This is a genomic window from Citricoccus nitrophenolicus (assembly GCF_047305825.1).
Classification (GTDB): Bacteria; Actinomycetota; Actinomycetes; order Actinomycetales; family Micrococcaceae; genus Citricoccus; species Citricoccus nitrophenolicus.
Map to the genome: position 1 here is coordinate 156,421 of NZ_CP063070.1, position 16,260 is coordinate 172,680.

The window sequence follows — 16,260 nt, forward strand, 5'->3', positions numbered from 1 at the left end:
CATATCCCGTCCGCAACCGGTGGGAGAATGGATGACCATGACGCAACCCCAGCTCGCTCACCAGACCGAATACGGACGCATGTACGCGCGGAGTCTGTCCGGCGTTCCCGAGGTGCCGTCCATCACCACGGTGATCGCCCAGCAGAACACCGATCTCAGCGGCTGGGTGGGTCACATGGCGGCTACAGCGGTGATCGAGGATCCCCGTCTGCCCCAGGCGGTCGGTTCGCGGCCACAGCTCAAGACGGTGGCCAAGCAGGCCTCCAACGCGGCCGAACGATTCCGGGATGACGCGGCTGCGCGCGGTGACCGCGTCCACAACTACGCGGAACAGGTGGGCCTGCGTGCCCTGGGCCGTCCCCATGAGATGGCCCAGATGCGCGAGGTGCTGGCGGAGCACGGCGAGGCGGCCTATGCGGATCGTTTCGACGAGTGGTGGGATCTCTTCGAGGTCCGCCCGCTGGCCACCGAGCTGACCGTATGGAACGGCACCGTGGGGTACGCCGGCACCCTGGACCTCGTGGCCTCGATCGGTGGGCGGACCTGCATCATCGACTACAAGACCAAGGGCACTGGTCGCGATGGCAGGGTCAAGCCACTCGATGCCAAGGTGGTCATGCAACTCGTGGCCGGCCTCAAGGCGGAGGAATCCCTCGTGGACCCTGCGGCGGGTACGTGGGAGCCGTGGCAGTACGGGGATGCCCCCGTGCTGCTCGGCGTCGCCCTGGGGCAGACCGAGGTGGTGGCGCACCAGGCCAATCCCCAGGTGTTGCCCGAGCACTGGCGGAAGTTCTGGGCCCTGCGTCAGGTCTGGGGCTACGCCCAGGCCGCGGACAGTGCCGGACCCGCCCTGCGCCCCCTCGGGCCGCCGCCGCCCACCGCCAGTGAGCAGTCTGGTCCCCGGGGTGGAGGCGGCACCACGGCCACCACGGCTAAGGTGGGCGGGTGACCGTACTGCCCATTCGCACCGTCCCCGATCCCGTGCTCCGCACCGCCTCCGAGCCGGTGGTGGGGGGAGAGCGTGACCTGCACCGGCTGGTGCAGAACATGTTCGAGACCATGGACGACGTCGGCGGCGTGGGTCTGGCTGCACCCCAGGTCGGCGTGGGGCTGAGGATCTTCACCTTCGACGTGGAGGGCCAGCGCGGACACGTGATCAATCCGGTCCTGCAGACCGGTGGGGACGTGGAGACCGAACCCGGGGAGGGATGCCTCTCCGTGCCGGGACTGCACTACAACCCCGAACGTTTCGCCGAGTCCACTGTCACCGGCACTGACCAGGACGGGCAGCCCGTCGAATATCGCGGAACGGGGCTGACAGCTCGATGCTTCCAGCACGAGGTGGACCACCTCGAGGGGATGCTGTACATCGATCGACTCACCGGCGAGGACCGTAAGGACTCCCGGCGCAAGCTCCGAGACCCTGCCTTCGGGCGGATCGCCACCTCCACCCGGGCTGACCGGGCCGCCACCATCAGCTCCAGTTTCGGAGGGCTCCGGTGAGTGCCGCCCCCTCCCATGCGGAGCACCGGATCCTCTTCGCCGGCACCCCTGAAACCGCTGTCCCCTCCCTGGACGCACTCGTGGAGGCCGGCTTCACCGTGGCGGCCGTCCTGACCCGGCCGGACGCCCCGGTGGGCCGCAAGAAGATCCTGACTCCCTCGCCCGTGGCGGCTCGCGCCGCCGAGCTGGGTCTGCCGGTGCTCCATGCCTCCCGGTTGACGGGGGAGGCGGGCCGGGAGACGCTCGAGCGCATCGCCGCGTTGGAATTGGACGCGGCAGCCGTGGTGGCCTATGGCGCCCTGGTGCCCGCCGCCGGACTCACGTTGCCCCGTCACGGTTGGGTGAACCTGCATTTCTCCCTGTTGCCCGCCTATCGCGGCGCGGCCCCCGTGCAGCACGCGGTGCTCCGGCAGGAGACGCAGACCGGCGCATGTGTGTTCCAGCTCGAGGAGGGCCTGGACACAGGCCCGGTGTTCTCGAGGATCGCCCGGGATCTGGTCCCCGGGGAGACCTCTGGGGAGGTTCTGGCGGACCTGGCCCTGTCCGGCGCGGGCCTCCTGGCCCGGACTCTCGCGGACATTCTGGCCGGCACGGCCACCGCCGAGCCCCAGCGAGGGACGCCGTCCTTCGCCCCCAAGCTCGACCAGTCCGACGGGTTCATCGATCCGGCCAGCCCGGCGGCCGAGGTGGCAGCCCGCATCAACGGGACCACGCCGGAGCCAGGGGCCTGGGCGTGGTTGGACGGCCCGGAGTCGCCGGTGCGAGTCAAGCTCGCCGGGGCCGTCGCCGAGGAGGTGGCCGATGCGGTCCCGGGTTCGGCGGGCGAGCGCACGGGAGTCGTCGGCGAGCTGGTGCGGGGCCGCAGGACCGTCCATCTGCAGTGCGCCGATGCCGCGGTGCGCCTGGTCCAGGTCCAGCCGGCCGGCAAGAAGCCCATGACGGCCGCCGATTGGGCCCGTGGCCTGCCCGCAGGGGCTCGGTTCCGCTCAGCGGATTCCCCGTCGAGAGACACGGCAGCAGGCACGACAGCTGACACAACAGCTCACACAACGGCTGACACGACGGCAGAGAAGGAGACGTCATGACCGCAGAGCGGCGGGGCGGCGGGCCCGGGGATTCCCGGGGGAGCAAGTCTCAGGGCCAGAAGCAGCAGGGTGGCTACCAGCGTGGAAGCCAGAGTGGAAACCATGGCGGAAATGGAAACCATGGCGGAAACCAGAGCGGGCGGCAGGAGCGCCGTGACGAGAAGGGTCACACCCGCAACCGCGGCACCTCCGGTGGACCGCGGCAGTTCTCTGCTGCCGCGCCGTCGAAGCGCAAACGGCAGGCCGACCCGGCACGGCTGGCGGCCTTTGAGACCCTGACGGCGGTCAGTCGTGACGATGCGTACGCCAATCTCGTGCTGCCAGGGCGGATCGCGGCCCACCGGCTCGACCAGCGCGACGCTGGTTTCGCCACCGAATTGGCCTACGGGGCCCTGCGCGGTCAGGGCCTCTACGATGCCGTCCTGGCCGCCTGCGTAGACCGGCCTCTGGCGCAACTGGACCGTCCCGTGCTGGACGCCCTACGCCTCGGTGCTCATCAGCTGCTCAATATGCGGGTGCCGGCCCACGCGGCGCTCGACTCCACGGTGGCCCTGGTCCGTGATCAGATCGGCGCGGGTCCGTCCGGTTTCGTCAACGCCGTCCTGCGCAAGGTCACGGCGAAGGATCGGGACACCTGGCTGGATCAGGTGGCACCGCTGGGGCCCGGTGCCAGTGCCAGTGCCGGCGGCAGTGCCCGTGACCGCGACCGTGCCAGTGGCAGCGATACCGGGGCCGCCCCGGACGAGGTGCTCGCCATCCGTCATTCCCACCCGGTCTGGATCATCCGGGCACTGCGGCAGTCGCTGGCCAATCACGGCCGTCCGGCGGATCGTCTCCACGCGGAGCTCGTGGCCCTGCTGGAGGCGGACAATGCCGCTCCGGTGGTCAACCTCGTGGCCCTGCCGGGTCTGGGGGACCTTGGCCCGGTGTTGGAGGCCGGAGCGGAGTCGGGCCCGCTGGCGCCCGGCTCGGCCTTGTACCACGGGGGCGACGCCGGCCGGTTGCCCGGCGTGAAGGAGGGCACCGTCCGCATCCAGGACGTCGGCTCGCAGCTCACGGCCCATGCCCTGACGCGGGTTCCCCTGGGTGGAGGCGCCGGGCGGGATGGCGCCGGTCACGGCACCGAGCCCGAGCGCTGGCTGGACCTCTGTGCCGGTCCCGGGGGTAAGGCCGCACTGCTCGCGGCGCTGGCCCGGCAGCGCGGGGCCAGCCTGCTGGCGAACGAGCCGGCGGAGCACCGCGTCCGTCTGGTCGAACGGGCCTTGGAGGCGGTGCCCCGGCATCCGGACTCTGGTGACTCCGGTGATTCCCAGGACAACGCACCGTCAGCGTGGTCGGTGCGCTGCGGCGACGGGCGGGAACTTGACCCCGAGCACACCGCCTCCTTCGATCGTGTCCTCGTGGACGCCCCCTGCACTGGGCTGGGGGCCCTGCGCCGCCGGCCGGAGTCGCGGTGGCGCCGTCAGCCCTCCGATCTGGGCCCGCTGACGGAGCTTCAGCGCCAACTCCTGGACTCGGCTGTGGACGCGCTGAGGCCCGGGGGAGTCCTGGGCTACGTGACCTGCTCCCCGCATCCGGCCGAGACGGTGTTCCAGGTGCAGGACGCGCTCAAGCGCCACCCAGAAATGGAACTGCTGGACACCACGTCCTACCTCTCCGAGGTTGCTCCCGGCCTGAGTGAGGCGTCCGGCGCCTCCGGCCACCCCGGCTTCGGCACCGGCGGCACCACCCAGCTCTGGCCCCATCTGCACTCCACGGATGCGATGTTCATGGCCCTGTTCCGCAAGTCCGGTATCCGAAAGACCGAGGACTGAGCACATGACGCCAGCAACGGACCGTACCATCCACATCCACCCGTCCATCCTCTCGGCCGACTTCGCACGGCTCGCCGAGGAACTCGCCCGCATCCAGAACTCGGACGCGGTCCACGTGGATGTCATGGACAACCACTTCGTCCCCAACCTCACCCTCGGCCTGCCCGTGGTCAAGGCCATCCGGCAGGCCACGAGCCTGCCGCTGGACGTCCACCTGATGATCGAGGATGCGGACCGCTGGGCACCGGAGTACGCCGAGGCCGGGGCCGAGTCGGTGACCTTCCACGCCGAGGCGGCGGCCGCTCCGGTCCGGCTGGCCCGTGAGCTTCGGGCTCGGGGCGCGAAGGCGGGGATGGCCCTCAAGCCGGCGACCGCCGTCGAGCCCTATCTGGATCTGCTCGAGGAGTTGGACCTGCTGCTGATCATGACCGTGGAACCCGGTTTCGGTGGGCAGCCGTTCCTGGACGTGGTGCTGCCCAAGATCCGGCGGGCCCGCGAGGCCCTGGACGGCACCGGGATCCCGGTGGCGTTGCAGGTGGACGGAGGGGTGACCTCGGAGACGATCCTGCGCGCCGCGGAGGCCGGGGCGGACGTGTTCGTGGCCGGCTCGGCGGTGTACGGGGCAGAGGATCCGGCGGCCGCAATTGAAGAATTGCGTCGTACGCCTCTTCGCTAGGCGCGGATCGCCCAGCCGTTGTGGCAGAATCTGATGCATCGTGCTCCGGGGTCGGTGTAAATCCGAACCGGCGGTCATAGTCCGCGACCCGCGCGTCGGCCCACACCCGTGGCCACCGACCAGCGGTTGAACCGGTGGAATTCCGGTACCGACAGTTAAAGTCTGGATGGGAGAAGCACGTGCAGCACCGCTGTTCCGGTCGGTGCGGTCTTGCGGTAGGCCGTCAGGCGTACCCGGGACCGTTCCACGGAACGTCGATCAACGCAGCATGAACCCCCGGAGCCGCCGCGTTCCGAAGGAGGATTCATGGATTTCATGCGGTGGCTCGTCGACATCTTCAACTGGTACATCCCGGTCGCCGGAGGCGGCCTGTTGATGCGTGAGGTGTTCGGCAACATCTTCGGTCTGGCCTCGGCCTTGGGCGGCATGCGCCGCAAGGTCTGGGCGTGGCCCGTCGGCATCATCGGCAACGTCATCCTGCTCACGGTGTTCCTGTCCGGCCTGTTCGGCGGGGCGGACACCGCCACCCTGCTGGGTCAGGCGGGCCGTCAGGTCATGTTCATCGCCGTCTCGGTGTACGGCTGGGTGCAGTGGCGCCGGGCCCGGGCAGAGCGCGCTGGGCGGGAGAACGCATCGGAGCAGGACGGGACGGCGATCGCCCCGCAGTGGGCCGGGATCCCGGCACGCATCGGCATCGTGGCGACCATGGTGATCGGTACCGTGGCCCTCACCCCGCTGTTCGCCGCGCTGGGGTCCTACGAGCCGGTCTGGGCAGACGCCTGGACCTTCGTCGGATCTCTCGTCGCCACCTACGGCATGGCCCGGGGCTGGGTCGAGTTCTGGCTCGTGTGGGTGGCGGTGGACGTGGTGGGGGTTCCCCTGCTGTTCAGCGCCGGCTACTACGCCAGCGCGTTCATGTACATGTTCTACGGGGCCTTCACCCTGATCGGCTTCTTTGTCTGGATGCGTGCCAAGACCCATGAGAAGCCCGAGGTCGAGACGGTCATGCCCGATCCCACCGTGCGAGTCCATGACAGCGCCCGGTAACGCCATCGCCGGCACGGTCGAGCCGATGTCCCTGGCCGTGCGCGAGGCCCTCGGTGGGCACCGCGGCGCCAACCCACTCGTGGGTGCCGTGGTGACCGCCCCGGACGGGACGGTGCTGGCCACAGGATTCCACCGAGGACGGGGCACGGCCCACGCGGAGGTCAGCGCGCTGGAACGGTTCGCTGCAGCCTCACGGATCCCGCAGGCCGGGGCCACCCTCTGGGTCACGCTGGAACCCTGCGACCACTTCGGCTCCACCGGTCCCTGCACCGAGGCCATCCTCGCTTCCGGGATCCGCCGGGTGCGGTACGCGGTAGCGGACCCCACGGGGCCCGACGGCGGCGGTGCGGCTCGACTGCGTCGGTCCGGGCTGGACGTGGAACAGCTCGCACCGGACGCCACGGCGGCCTCCGGAGCCGACGGGTTGAACCCCCGGTGGGTACAGGGCCGTGAATCCGGACGCCCGTTCGTCACGGCACACCTGGCGCAGTCCTTGGACGGGCGCGTGGCCGCAGCCGACGGCACCAGCCAGTGGATCACCGGGATCGAGTCACGCCGGCATGCCCACGCTGTGCGGTCCCGGGTGGACGCGATCGTGGTGGGCACCGGAACCGTGGCGGCGGACGACCCTCGGCTCACAGCCCGGAACGCCGCCGGTCAGGATCTGCCCCTCCAACCGGTCCCCGTGGTCCAGGGCCGGCGCGGTGTCCCCGGGGACGCAGCCCTGCGCAGCGGGCCGAAGGGTGGGCCACGCGACTGGATCCATGTGCTCGACCATGAGCCCCAGGCCGTGCTCGACCGCCTCGCGGAGTCTCGGATCTCCTGGCCCCACGGAGGAGCCCGCCCGGGCCACGTCCTCATCGAGGGCGGCCCCACCGTGCTCGCCGCCTGGCTCGGGGCGGGGCTCGTGGACGAGATGTTCGTCTATCAGGCCCCCCTGGTGCTCGGTGGCGGGCCCACCGGCCTCGACCTGCCACAACTGACCACCCTCACCCAGGCCGTGAGCCTGCAGCTGGACCTGGCCGAGAACGGCGCCCTCAGCCGTCTTGGAGAGGACGTCCTGCTGCACTACGCGGCCCACTGAAACCCACACGTCTCTGAACTGCCCGAAGGAAACCCCATGTTCACCGGAATCATCACCGAGCTCGGAACCGTCACGGCGCTGGAGCTCCACGCCGAGCAGGACACCGCGCGCCTGACCATTCACGCCCCGGAGTCGGTCGCCGACCTGCCACCGGGCGGCTCGATCGCCGTCAACGGAACCTGCCTCACCGCCACCGGGGCGCCGGGGGTCGGCGGGGTACCCGCTGACAGTGTGGTGGTGGACGTCATCGGAGAATCCCTGCGCCGCACCACCACCGGCGGACTGGCCATCGGAGACCGGGTCAACCTGGAACGGTGCATGCCCGCCGCGGGGCGCTTCGACGGGCACATCGTGCAGGGCCACGTGGACGGAACCGGCAGCATCGCCAAGATCGAGGTCCACGGTGACTGGCGGCTGATCCGAGTGTCCCTGCCCGCCGACCTCGGACGCTACGTGGCGGAGAAGGGATCCATCGCCGTGGACGGCGTCTCGCTCACCGTCACCGGCGTCAACACGCCAGGCGTGGGGGACAATCTGCGGGGTCCTGACGGTCCTGACGGTCCTGACGGCCCTGACAGGCCTGACGGCCCTGACTGTCCTGACGGTCCTGACGGTCCTGACAGTCCTGACGGGAGCGAGGACTGGTTCGAGATCGGCGTCATTCCCGCCACCCTGGCCCAGACCACCCTGGGGGCGCGCACCGTGGGTGACCGGGTCAACCTCGAGGTGGACGTGGTGGCGAAGTACGCTGCCCGGTTGGCAGACCATGACCGTGCTGCGGGGGGCCTTCGATGAGCGCGGGGGGAGCAGGCGCCATTCGGCTGGACTCCATCGAGGAGGCGATCGCGGCCATCGCGGCCGGCCGGGCCGCCGTCGTGGTGGATGACGAGGACCGGGAGAACGAGGGGGACATCGTGTTCGCGGCGGACGCCGCCACCCCCGAGACCGTGGCCCTGACCGTGCGCCACACCTCGGGTGTGCTGTGCGCGCCGATGCCGGCCTCCGTGGCCGACCGCATGGACCTGCCGCCCATGACGGCGCGGAACGAGGACCCCAAGGGCACGGCCTATACCGTCAGCTGCGATGCCATCGCCGGGACCACCACGGGGATCTCCGCCGCGGACCGTGCCATCACCCTCAAGGTCCTGGCCGACCCGTCGTCCACGGCTGACCTGATCAGCCGTCCGGGGCACGTTTTCCCCCTCGTGGCGGCCTCCGGCGGCGTGGCCGAGCGGCGTGGGCACACCGAGGCCGCAGTGGACCTGAGCCGGCTGGCCGGCCGCGCACCGGTGGGGGCCATCGCGGAACTGGTCCACGATGACGGCACCATGATGCGTCTGCCCGCGTTGCGCGACTTCGCGGACCGGCACGGCATGCCGTTGGTCACCATCGAGGACCTGGTGTCCTATCTCGGTCCCGCGGGACAGCCCGAGGTGCCGGCGGTACCGGATACCAGCACCCCGACTGTCGACCTGCCGACCCGCTACGGGACCTTCCGTGTCTCGGTCCACCCGGACCCGGAGACCGGGGCCGAGCACGTGGTGCTCCAGGCGCCGACGGGCGGACAGGAGCCGGACAGGCCGCTGGTGCGCCTCCACTCCGAGTGCCTGACGGGGGACGTCTTCGGTTCCGAACGGTGTGACTGCGGGGCCCAGCTGGACCATGCCCTGCACCAGGCGATGGCCGAGGGCGGTACCGTCATCTACCTGCGGGGACACGAGGGCCGGGGGATCGGCCTGGCCAACAAGATCCTGGCCTACGCCCTCCAGGACTCCGGGATGGACACGGTGGCCGCCAACGAGCACCTGGGCCTGCCGGCGGATGCGCGCAGCTACCGTTCCGCCGCCGGGATCCTGCAGCGGCTGGGCCTGGATCACATCCGACTGGTGACCAACAACCCGGACAAGGCGGACCAGCTGGAACGCGAGGGCATCACCGTGACCGAGGTCGTCCCGAGCCCGGCGCCTGTCACGGAGCACAACCGCCGTTACCTGACCACCAAGCGGGACCGCATGGCCCACCGGCTGGCCGGAGACCTCATTCCCGAACGGACGAGTACCAACACCACCGTCAACACCACCGGCAACACCACCGTCAACACCACAGGAGGAACCCGATGAGCGGACACGGAGCACCCCAGGGACTGGACGCCCAGCTGAACCATGGCCCGGCGACGGCAGGTCCAGCGGACCTGCGGGTCGCCGTGGTGGCCGCGCAATGGCACGAGCAGGTCATGGAGGGGCTGCTGGACGGTGCCCGCCGGGCCGCGGCCGAGGCGGGGATCCCGATCACCGAGGTCAGGGTCCCAGGGACCTTCGAACTGCCCGTCGCGGCGTCCCGGCTCGCCGCGCGGTTCGACGCCGTGGTGGCCCTCGGGGTGGTGATCCGGGGAGGCACGCCCCATTTCGAATACGTCTGCTCCGGGGCCACGCAGGGCCTCGTGGATGTGTCCGTGCGGACCGGCACCCCGGTGGGCTTCGGCGTGCTCACGTGCGACACGGAGGAGCAGGCCCTGGATCGTTCCGGGCTCGAGGGGTCCAGCGAGGACAAGGGGTATGAGGCCTTCCAGGCTGCCGTCCTGACGGAACTCGTCCTGCGTCCCGTCACATAGGAGGGCACCGGTTAGAGGCACCCCGCGCTGGTGGCTACCCTTGGAGGGTGAAATCCTTTGACGAACTCTTCGACGAGCTGAGCCGGAAGGCCGAGACCAGGCCGGCGGGATCCGGGACCGTGGCCGAACTCGATTCGGGGATCCATGGCATCGGCAAGAAGGTCGTGGAGGAGGCCGCCGAGGTGTGGATGGCTGCCGAGTACGAGACGAAGGACGAGGCGGCCGAGGAGATCTCGCAGCTGCTGTACCACCTGCAGGTCATGATGATCGCCAAGGGGCTGACCCTGCAGGACGTCTACCGGCATCTCTGAACCGCCGTCAGCCCACCGAGCATCCGCCACAGATCTTCCGCCACAGCGCACCTGCCACTGAGCACACGCCACCGAGCACCACAGGAGAACCCGCACCCATGCTGCGCATCGCCGTTCCGAACAAGGGGGCCCTGTCCGAGGCCGCTCGAGACATGCTCCAGGAGGCCGGATACCTCCAGCGAAGGGACTCCAAGGCCCTCGTCATGATGGACCCGGAGAACCATGTGGAGTTCTTCTACCTGCGTCCCCGGGACATCGCGGTGTATGTGGGTCAGGGCACCCTGGACATCGGCCTGACGGGGCGTGACCTGTTCCAGGATGCCCAGGTGGGCGGGTCCGCCGAGGAGATCATGGCGCTGGGATTCGGGCGGTCCACGTTCCGCTTCGCCGCGCCCGTGGGACGTTTCGGCTCTCTCGCAGACCTTGAGGGACGGCGGATCGCCACCAGTTATGACGGCCTGCTGGAGGACTACCTCGCCACGCAGTCCGTGAAGCCGGAGAAGATCGTGCACCTGGACGGCGCCGTGGAGTCCTCGGTGAACCTGGGGGTGGCGGACGCGATCGCGGACGTCGTGGAGACCGGCAGCACGCTCAAGGCTGCCGGCATGGAGACCTTCGGGGAGCCGATCATGCGCTCGGAGGCCATCATCATCGGCCAGACCGGACGCCGTCCCGAGGGGCTCGACGTCCTGCTGCGGAGACTCCAGGGTGTCCTGGTGGCCCGCCGGTACGTCATGATCGACTATGACGTCAGCCGCGCCCACCTGGAGGCGGCCACCGCGGTCACCCCAGGACTGGAATCTCCCACCATCTCCCCGTTGCAGGACGAGAACTGGGTGGCGGTGCGCTCCATGGTCAAGCAGGAGGACACCAACAAGGTGATGGACGAGCTCTATGACCTCGGTGCGCGCGCCATCCTGGTGTCCGCGATCCACGCCATCCGACTCTAGGGAGGGCCGTACACATGACTGTTGCCGTCCGGGTGATCCCCTGCCTTGACGTCGATGCCGGGCGCGTCGTCAAGGGAGTCAATTTCGAGGACCTGCGGGACGCCGGGGACCCGGTGGAGCTGGCCCGGCGCTACAACGAGGCCGGTGCCGACGAGCTCACCTTCCTGGACGTCACGGCGTCCACCGCAGACCGCGCCACCACCTATGACGTCGTCTCGCAGACCGCCGAGGAGGTGTTCATCCCCCTGACCGTCGGCGGCGGCGTGCGGACCGAGGAGGATGTGGCCCGGCTGCTGACGTCGGGCGCGGACAAGGCCTCCATCAACACCGCGGCCGTGGCCCGCCCCGAGGTGATCAACGAGATCACCCGACGCTTCGGCTCCCAGGTCCTGACCCTCTCCCTGGACGCCCGCCGGACGGTGGACCCGTCCGTGCTGTCCGGCTTCGAGGTGACCACGCACGGCGGGCGGCAGGGCACCGGCATCGACGCCGTGCAGTGGTGCCGGGAGGCCTCCGAACGAGGGGTGGGCGAGATCCTGCTGAACTCCATCGACGCGGACGGTACGCGCGAGGGCTTCGACCTGGAGATGATCCGGGCCGTGCGCGCAGTGACCGCCGTCCCCCTCATCGCCTCGGGGGGCGCCGGCGCCCCGGAACACTTCCCGCCGGCCATCGATGCCGGGGCGGACGCAGTACTGGCCGCCTCGATCTTCCACTTCGGACCCGTGGACATGATCTCCCGGGTCAAGACCGCCATCCAGGAGGCCGGCCATCCGGTTCGCTGACGCCCACGGCATCTCCGCCGTCGATCTGCAGCACCTGACCGTCCTCGGCTGGCCCGCCGTCGAGTCCCAGGAGGTCGGTGGCTGGACCGTGCGCTTCTCCTCGGGGATCACCCGCCGGGCCAACTCCGTGGTCTCCACGGAGATGCCGGCGGATGTGGGCGCGCTGGATGCGGCGGTCGACGAGGTGGAACGTCGAAGCGCCGAGCGCTGGCTGTCCCCGACCTTCCAGTTGTGGCAGCCCGCCTCCGGTTCCTGGTTGGAGGGGCGCGCGGCCGGGGAGATCCCGGATGCCGAGACGGACGCCTTCTACGAGGGCCAGCAGCGCCTGGGCGACCTCCTCGACCGCAGGGGGTACCAGGAGGTGGCTCCCACCAAGGTCCTCTGGATGGACCGGTCCGATGTGCCCGCGGACACCGAGTGGGACCGCCGCATCCTGGTGAGCGAGACCCTCAGCGAGAACTGGCTCTCGGCGTCTCTGAGGTCAGGTGACGCAGAGGATGTGGAGGATCAGGCCAGCCGCCTGGTGCGCCGACGCCTGCTGGGCGGTGGTCGGAGCCGGTTCTACAGCTGCCTGGACGCTGAGGGGCAGATCGGGGGTGGGGCCAAGCTGTCCCTGGTCACGCCGGAGGGATCGGGCCGGACCTACGCCGGGATCTACGCCCTGTGGGTCCGGGATGACCTTCGCGGCCAGGGGCTCTCAGCGTCCCTCCTGGACGCCATCTTCAATCACCTGGTGCGACTGGACGTGTCCGGTTGCTGGCTTCAGGTCGAGGAGCGCTCCGCCCGAGCGCTGGGGGTGTACCGGGCGGCCGGATTCAGCACCGTGGCCCAGTACCGGTACCTCACCCATCTGGACTAGCCCGCTAGTCGACGAGGACGAGGGCGTGGTCCCGCCGGCCGAAGCCGTGCATCACGAGTTCTCCGGCCGGCCCCGCGATGGTTCTGGAGGCCCCGCCCTGACGTGCAGGGCGGGCCACCACGCGCTGGCCGGTGCTGCGCGCCAGGGTGATCCCCGTCGGCTCCGAGCGGTACATCAGGCGGGCGCGCCGCGTGAACTCGGCGAACAGGGCATTGGCGTAGTCATCCGCGAGGTGCCGCGGTGCCCAACGGTCCTGGGCTCGCCGGACGTCTTCGGTGTGGACGAAGAACTCCAGGAGATTCGTGGCCTGGGCGGCCTTGCGCGCGGCCCCGGTGCCCTTGATACGGCCGGAGATCTCGTCGGAGATCCGCGCAGCCTGGGCATGGCGGCGGAGCCGTGCCGGTGGTTGGGGGCCGGCGGCCACCCGTTCCATGAGCCCCTGATAGGCCTCGGGCGTGGCCGCCGAGTCGCCCAGGTCCATGGTCCTGCGGTGGAGGGAGCGGGCCAGGGGGCGGAACAGCAGTCCGGCCACCAGGGGGGAGTTCTCGCGGAGCACGATGTGTGCCGCCAGGTGCTCGGTGTTCCATCCTGCACAGAGCGTGGGCCGGCCTGGGCCGGCAGACAGCAGGGCCTCGACGAGCGCGTCCCGCGAGGCGGCGGTGAAGTCCCGTCCAGGTGTGGAACCGGAGGTCTGATCGGCGTGGGTACCCATAACAGGGCCAACGCTACACGGAGCCTAGAATGGATCACCATGGACAACGCTGCGAGACCGACCGCTGCCGACGCTGCACTCGATCCGGCGATCGCCCAGCGGCTCAAGAAGACCCCGGATGGCCTGGTCGCCGCCATCGCCCAACAGCATGACACCGGTGAGGTGCTGATGCTCGGGTGGATGGACGAGGAGGCGCTGCGGCGGACGCTCACGAATGGCCGCGCCACCTACTACTCGCGTTCGCGCCAAGAGTACTGGCGCAAGGGGGACACCTCGGGCCACATCCAGGCGGTGATCGCCGTGTCACTGGACTGTGACGGGGACGCGCTGCTCGTCCAGGTGGAACAGGTGGGCGCCGCCTGCCACACCGGTACCCGGACCTGTTTCGAGGGCCGCAGCCTGCCCGTGACCACACATTCCACCCACCAGGAGGCCTCCACGGATGCGTGAACTCGGCACGATCATCCCGTCCGCCGAGGAGTTCGAGGCCCTCGCCGGCGCCCACCGGGTCATCCCTGTCACCCTGACGGTCCTGGCGGACGGCCTCACGCCTGTGGGGATCTACCGGCGCCTCGCCGCCGACGAGCCGGGTACCTTCCTGATGGAGTCGGCGGCTCAGGGCGGTGTCTGGTCTCGGTACTCGTTCATCGGCGCGGGGAGCGCCGCCACCCTGACCACACAGGGCTCGGAGGCCCACTGGCAGGGCGAGCCCCCGGCGGGGGTGCCCACTGAGGGCGACCCGATGGACGTGTTGCGCGAAACCCTGGACCTGTTGGCCACGGATGTGCGGGACGGAGTGGGCCGGGACCTGCCGAACCTGGTCTCCGGGATGGCCGGCTTCCTCGGCTGGCCCACGGTGCGCCGCTGGGAGAGCCTGCACAACCCGCCGCCGGATGATCTCGGGCTGCCAGAGATGGCCATGAACCTCATCACGGACCTGGCCGTGCATGACACGGTGGACGGCACGGTCACCCTCGTGGCGAACGCGATCAATCGCAACGGCCTGGACTCCGGTGCCCGGGAGGCGTGGCAGGACGCCGTACGGCGGCTGCGCTCCATGGTCGAGCGCCTGACGGCCGGCCCGGAATCCGGCCCGGAATCCGGATCTGCATCGGGCCAGGACCCTGTCTCCGTGGCTCCTGCGGACTGGCTCGATGTGGACGTGTCGGCCCACGTCCACGACTCGTGGACCCACGAGGGCTTCCTGGACGCTGTGGCGAAGGCCCAGCAGGCCATCGTGGATGGCGAGGTCTTCCAGATCGTGGTCTCGCGTCGCTTCTCGACCCAGACCGCCGCGAGTGGCCTGGACATCTACCGGGTGCTGCGTGCCATGAACCCCAGCCCGTACATGTACCTGTTCACCTTCTCCAAGCCCGACGGCGGCCGGTACCAGATCGTCGGTTCCTCGCCCGAGGCGCTGGTCACCGTCAACGACGGCTCCGTCATCACGCACCCGATCGCCGGCTCGCAGCCACGGGGTGCCACGGTCGAGGACGATCACCTTCACGAGAAACTGCTCGTCAACGACGAGAAGGAGCGGGCGGAGCACCTCATGCTGGTGGACCTCTCCCGGAATGACCTGTCGAAGGTCTGCGTGCCGGGCAGCGTATCCGTCACCCAGTTCATGGAGGTGGAGCGCTTCAGCCACATCATGCACCTGGTCTCCCATGTGGAGGGCCGGCTGGAGCCGGGGCAACGGGCCCTGGACGTGTTGGCCGCGGCGTTCCCCGCGGGGACCCTGTCCGGAGCGCCGAAGCCGCGAGCACTGCAGCTGTTGGACGAGTGGGAGCCCCAGGAGCGTGGGCCCTACGGGGGAGTGGTCGGCTACTTCGACCTGGCCGGGAACATGGACATGGCCATCAACATCCGTTCCGCCACGCTCATGGACGGGACCGCCTATGTCCAGGCCGGTGCTGGGATCGTCGCCGACTCCGTTCCGGAGACCGAGGCGGCCGAGACCGTCACCAAGTCGAGCGCCCCGATGCGGGCCGTCCTGGCGGCTGGCCAATTGCGTTCCGTGGAGAGGACTTTGGACAACTCACTGGAGAGCACGGTGGAGTCGGCATGAGATTGAAGCGCCGCACAGCGGTCCTGTGGGCCCTCGCGGCCGGGGCCATCATCCTGGGCACCGGGGCACAGACGTGGATCGAGTCCGCGGGTCTCTCCGGCCTGGCCACCACCTCGGTGACGACCACCGGGAACCAGGCGGCCGCCGTCGTCCCGGCCATGGGGCTGGTGGGCATGGCCGGAGGCATCGCACTGTCCATGGCCCGGCGCATCGGCCGCTGGATCTCCGCGGTGCTGATGGTGCTGGCCGGACTCATGGCCGGGTTCTCCGCCGTGCACGCCGCACTGGAACCGGCCACTGCCGCGCAGGCCCAGGTCTCGGAGGCCAGCGGCACCACGGCTGACGCCGGCAGTTACGTGGTCACGGTGTGGCCCTGGCTCACCCTGGTCGGCGGCGTCCTCCTGCTGCTCTGTGGGTTGGCCGTCCTCCTCCTGGGCCGGGACTGGGCCACGAGCCGTCGGCACGAGAGTCCCGTGGCCACCGGGGTGCCGGCCACTGCCGCAGGCGCCACTGCCACAGCGACTGGAGCCGGCACCGCCACTGGAGCCGGCACCGGATCCGCCTCGGAGGACGGGGACGGATCCGATCTGGACGAGATCGATGCCTGGGATGAGCTGAGCCGGGGCCAGGACCCGACGTAGGCGAGAGGCGTAGGCGAGATCTGCGGCCTCGGCCCGCCGTTCCGTGGCAGAATGAGGGGCAGACTCGATCAGCCGCCGCACTCCCGCCCCCGGAAGTACGGCGGGCCCCGATGC

At 70.0% G+C, this 16,260-nt stretch carries 18 protein-coding genes and 1 riboswitch; of the genes, 17 read left to right on the forward strand and 1 reads right to left on the reverse strand.

The window, feature by feature from the left end; genetic code table 11:
- Positions 1 to 37 precede the first annotated feature (37 nt).
- The 14 genes from IMT31_RS00785 (at position 38) to IMT31_RS00850 (ending at position 12,725) form a co-directional block, all read left to right on the forward strand.
- Positions 38 to 949 carry a cytochrome gene (locus IMT31_RS00785; protein ID WP_345361633.1) on the forward strand — a complete coding sequence of 304 codons (912 nt, stop codon included), beginning with the start codon at positions 38 to 40 and terminating at the stop codon, positions 947 to 949.
- Positions 946 to 1,503, forward strand: coding sequence for a peptide deformylase (gene def / locus IMT31_RS00790; RefSeq protein WP_345361630.1), 558 nt, complete (start codon positions 946 to 948; stop codon positions 1,501 to 1,503). The genes IMT31_RS00785 and def overlap by 4 nt, the downstream gene beginning before the upstream one ends.
- Positions 1,500 to 2,588 carry a methionyl-tRNA formyltransferase gene (locus IMT31_RS00795; protein ID WP_413543444.1) on the forward strand — a complete coding sequence of 363 codons (1,089 nt, stop codon included), beginning with the start codon at positions 1,500 to 1,502 and terminating at the stop codon, positions 2,586 to 2,588. The genes def and IMT31_RS00795 overlap by 4 nt, the downstream gene beginning before the upstream one ends.
- Positions 2,585 to 4,402: an RsmB/NOP family class I SAM-dependent RNA methyltransferase gene (locus IMT31_RS00800; protein ID WP_413543445.1), complete on the forward strand. Its 1,818-nt coding sequence runs from the start codon at positions 2,585 to 2,587 to the stop codon at positions 4,400 to 4,402. Before IMT31_RS00795 ends, IMT31_RS00800 begins: the two co-directional genes overlap by 4 nt.
- Before the next feature lie 4 nt (positions 4,403 to 4,406).
- Positions 4,407 to 5,078, forward strand: coding sequence for a ribulose-phosphate 3-epimerase (rpe, locus tag IMT31_RS00805; protein ID WP_345361624.1), 672 nt, complete (start codon positions 4,407 to 4,409; stop codon positions 5,076 to 5,078).
- Between the two features lie 37 nt (positions 5,079 to 5,115).
- A riboswitch (FMN riboswitch) is annotated at positions 5,116 to 5,260 on the forward strand.
- Positions 5,261 to 5,384: 124 nt separating this feature from the next.
- Complete coding sequence (gene pnuC / locus IMT31_RS00810; protein ID WP_413543446.1) at positions 5,385 to 6,125, forward strand: nicotinamide riboside transporter PnuC; 741 nt, start codon at positions 5,385 to 5,387, stop codon at positions 6,123 to 6,125.
- Positions 6,109 to 7,209 (forward strand): bifunctional diaminohydroxyphosphoribosylaminopyrimidine deaminase/5-amino-6-(5-phosphoribosylamino)uracil reductase RibD, encoded by a 1,101-nt coding sequence (gene ribD / locus IMT31_RS00815; protein WP_413543447.1) that lies wholly within the window; start codon positions 6,109 to 6,111, stop codon positions 7,207 to 7,209. Before pnuC ends, ribD begins: the two co-directional genes overlap by 17 nt.
- A gap of 36 nt (positions 7,210 to 7,245) precedes the next feature.
- Positions 7,246 to 8,004, forward strand: coding sequence for a riboflavin synthase (locus IMT31_RS00820; protein WP_413543448.1), 759 nt, complete (start codon positions 7,246 to 7,248; stop codon positions 8,002 to 8,004).
- A complete protein-coding gene (gene ribB / locus IMT31_RS00825) occupies positions 8,001 to 9,329 on the forward strand; it encodes a 3,4-dihydroxy-2-butanone-4-phosphate synthase (RefSeq protein ID WP_413543449.1) in 1,329 nt (442 codons plus the stop codon). Before IMT31_RS00820 ends, ribB begins: the two co-directional genes overlap by 4 nt.
- Positions 9,326 to 9,820 carry a 6,7-dimethyl-8-ribityllumazine synthase gene (gene ribH, locus IMT31_RS00830; RefSeq protein WP_413543450.1) on the forward strand — a complete coding sequence of 165 codons (495 nt, stop codon included), beginning with the start codon at positions 9,326 to 9,328 and terminating at the stop codon, positions 9,818 to 9,820. The genes ribB and ribH overlap by 4 nt, the downstream gene beginning before the upstream one ends.
- Before the next feature lie 47 nt (positions 9,821 to 9,867).
- Complete coding sequence (locus tag IMT31_RS00835) at positions 9,868 to 10,131, forward strand: phosphoribosyl-ATP diphosphatase (RefSeq protein WP_345361606.1); 264 nt, start codon at positions 9,868 to 9,870, stop codon at positions 10,129 to 10,131.
- A gap of 98 nt (positions 10,132 to 10,229) precedes the next feature.
- Positions 10,230 to 11,081, forward strand: coding sequence for an ATP phosphoribosyltransferase (gene hisG / locus IMT31_RS00840; RefSeq protein ID WP_345361603.1), 852 nt, complete (start codon positions 10,230 to 10,232; stop codon positions 11,079 to 11,081).
- A gap of 14 nt (positions 11,082 to 11,095) precedes the next feature.
- Positions 11,096 to 11,866 carry an imidazole glycerol phosphate synthase subunit HisF gene (gene hisF, locus IMT31_RS00845; protein WP_345361600.1) on the forward strand — a complete coding sequence of 257 codons (771 nt, stop codon included), beginning with the start codon at positions 11,096 to 11,098 and terminating at the stop codon, positions 11,864 to 11,866.
- Positions 11,867 to 11,954: 88 nt separating this feature from the next.
- A complete protein-coding gene (locus IMT31_RS00850) occupies positions 11,955 to 12,725 on the forward strand; it encodes a GNAT family N-acetyltransferase (protein WP_413543451.1) in 771 nt (256 codons plus the stop codon).
- A 4-nt stretch (positions 12,726 to 12,729) separates the two neighbouring features.
- Here the strand turns inward: IMT31_RS00850 and IMT31_RS00855 are convergent, their stop codons facing one another.
- Positions 12,730 to 13,437, reverse strand: a complete 708-nt coding sequence (locus tag IMT31_RS00855; RefSeq protein WP_345361594.1) for a maleylpyruvate isomerase family mycothiol-dependent enzyme — start codon at positions 13,435 to 13,437, stop codon at positions 12,730 to 12,732.
- Between the two features lie 39 nt (positions 13,438 to 13,476).
- On the opposite strand from IMT31_RS00855, the gene hisI reads away from it, so the two are divergent.
- Genes hisI through IMT31_RS00870 form a run of 3 tightly spaced genes read left to right on the forward strand, consistent with a single transcriptional unit; the run spans position 13,477 to position 16,146 of the window.
- Complete coding sequence (gene hisI / locus IMT31_RS00860) at positions 13,477 to 13,887, forward strand: phosphoribosyl-AMP cyclohydrolase (protein ID WP_413543452.1); 411 nt, start codon at positions 13,477 to 13,479, stop codon at positions 13,885 to 13,887.
- A complete protein-coding gene (locus IMT31_RS00865) occupies positions 13,880 to 15,505 on the forward strand; it encodes a chorismate-binding protein (RefSeq protein ID WP_413543453.1) in 1,626 nt (541 codons plus the stop codon). The genes hisI and IMT31_RS00865 overlap by 8 nt, the downstream gene beginning before the upstream one ends.
- A complete protein-coding gene (locus tag IMT31_RS00870; RefSeq protein WP_413543454.1) occupies positions 15,502 to 16,146 on the forward strand; it encodes a Trp biosynthesis-associated membrane protein in 645 nt (214 codons plus the stop codon). Before IMT31_RS00865 ends, IMT31_RS00870 begins: the two co-directional genes overlap by 4 nt.
- Positions 16,147 to 16,260 lie beyond the last annotated feature (114 nt).

Excerpts from the sequence above, each read along its gene's own strand:
- hisG (WP_345361603.1), top strand. The coding sequence starts at position 10,230 with ATGCTGCGCATCGCCGTTCCGAACAAGGGGGCCCTGTCCGAGGCCGCT.
- IMT31_RS00820 (WP_413543448.1), top strand. The coding sequence starts at position 7,246 with ATGTTCACCGGAATCATCACCGAGCTCGGAACCGTCACGGCGCTGGAG.
- hisI (WP_413543452.1), top strand. The coding sequence starts at position 13,477 with ATGGACAACGCTGCGAGACCGACCGCTGCCGACGCTGCACTCGATCCG.
- ribD (WP_413543447.1), top strand. The coding sequence starts at position 6,109 with ATGACAGCGCCCGGTAACGCCATCGCCGGCACGGTCGAGCCGATGTCC.
- pnuC (WP_413543446.1), top strand. The coding sequence starts at position 5,385 with ATGGATTTCATGCGGTGGCTCGTCGACATCTTCAACTGGTACATCCCG.
- IMT31_RS00800 (WP_413543445.1), top strand. The coding sequence starts at position 2,585 with ATGACCGCAGAGCGGCGGGGCGGCGGGCCCGGGGATTCCCGGGGGAGC.
- hisF (WP_345361600.1), top strand. The coding sequence starts at position 11,096 with ATGACTGTTGCCGTCCGGGTGATCCCCTGCCTTGACGTCGATGCCGGG.
- IMT31_RS00865 (WP_413543453.1), top strand. The coding sequence starts at position 13,880 with ATGCGTGAACTCGGCACGATCATCCCGTCCGCCGAGGAGTTCGAGGCC.
- IMT31_RS00785 (WP_345361633.1), top strand. The coding sequence starts at position 38 with ATGACGCAACCCCAGCTCGCTCACCAGACCGAATACGGACGCATGTAC.
- ribH (WP_413543450.1), top strand. The coding sequence starts at position 9,326 with ATGAGCGGACACGGAGCACCCCAGGGACTGGACGCCCAGCTGAACCAT.
- IMT31_RS00870 (WP_413543454.1), top strand. The coding sequence starts at position 15,502 with ATGAGATTGAAGCGCCGCACAGCGGTCCTGTGGGCCCTCGCGGCCGGG.
- ribB (WP_413543449.1), top strand. The coding sequence starts at position 8,001 with ATGAGCGCGGGGGGAGCAGGCGCCATTCGGCTGGACTCCATCGAGGAG.
- rpe (WP_345361624.1), top strand. The coding sequence starts at position 4,407 with ATGACGCCAGCAACGGACCGTACCATCCACATCCACCCGTCCATCCTC.
- IMT31_RS00855 (WP_345361594.1), bottom strand. The coding sequence starts at position 13,437 with ATGGGTACCCACGCCGATCAGACCTCCGGTTCCACACCTGGACGGGAC.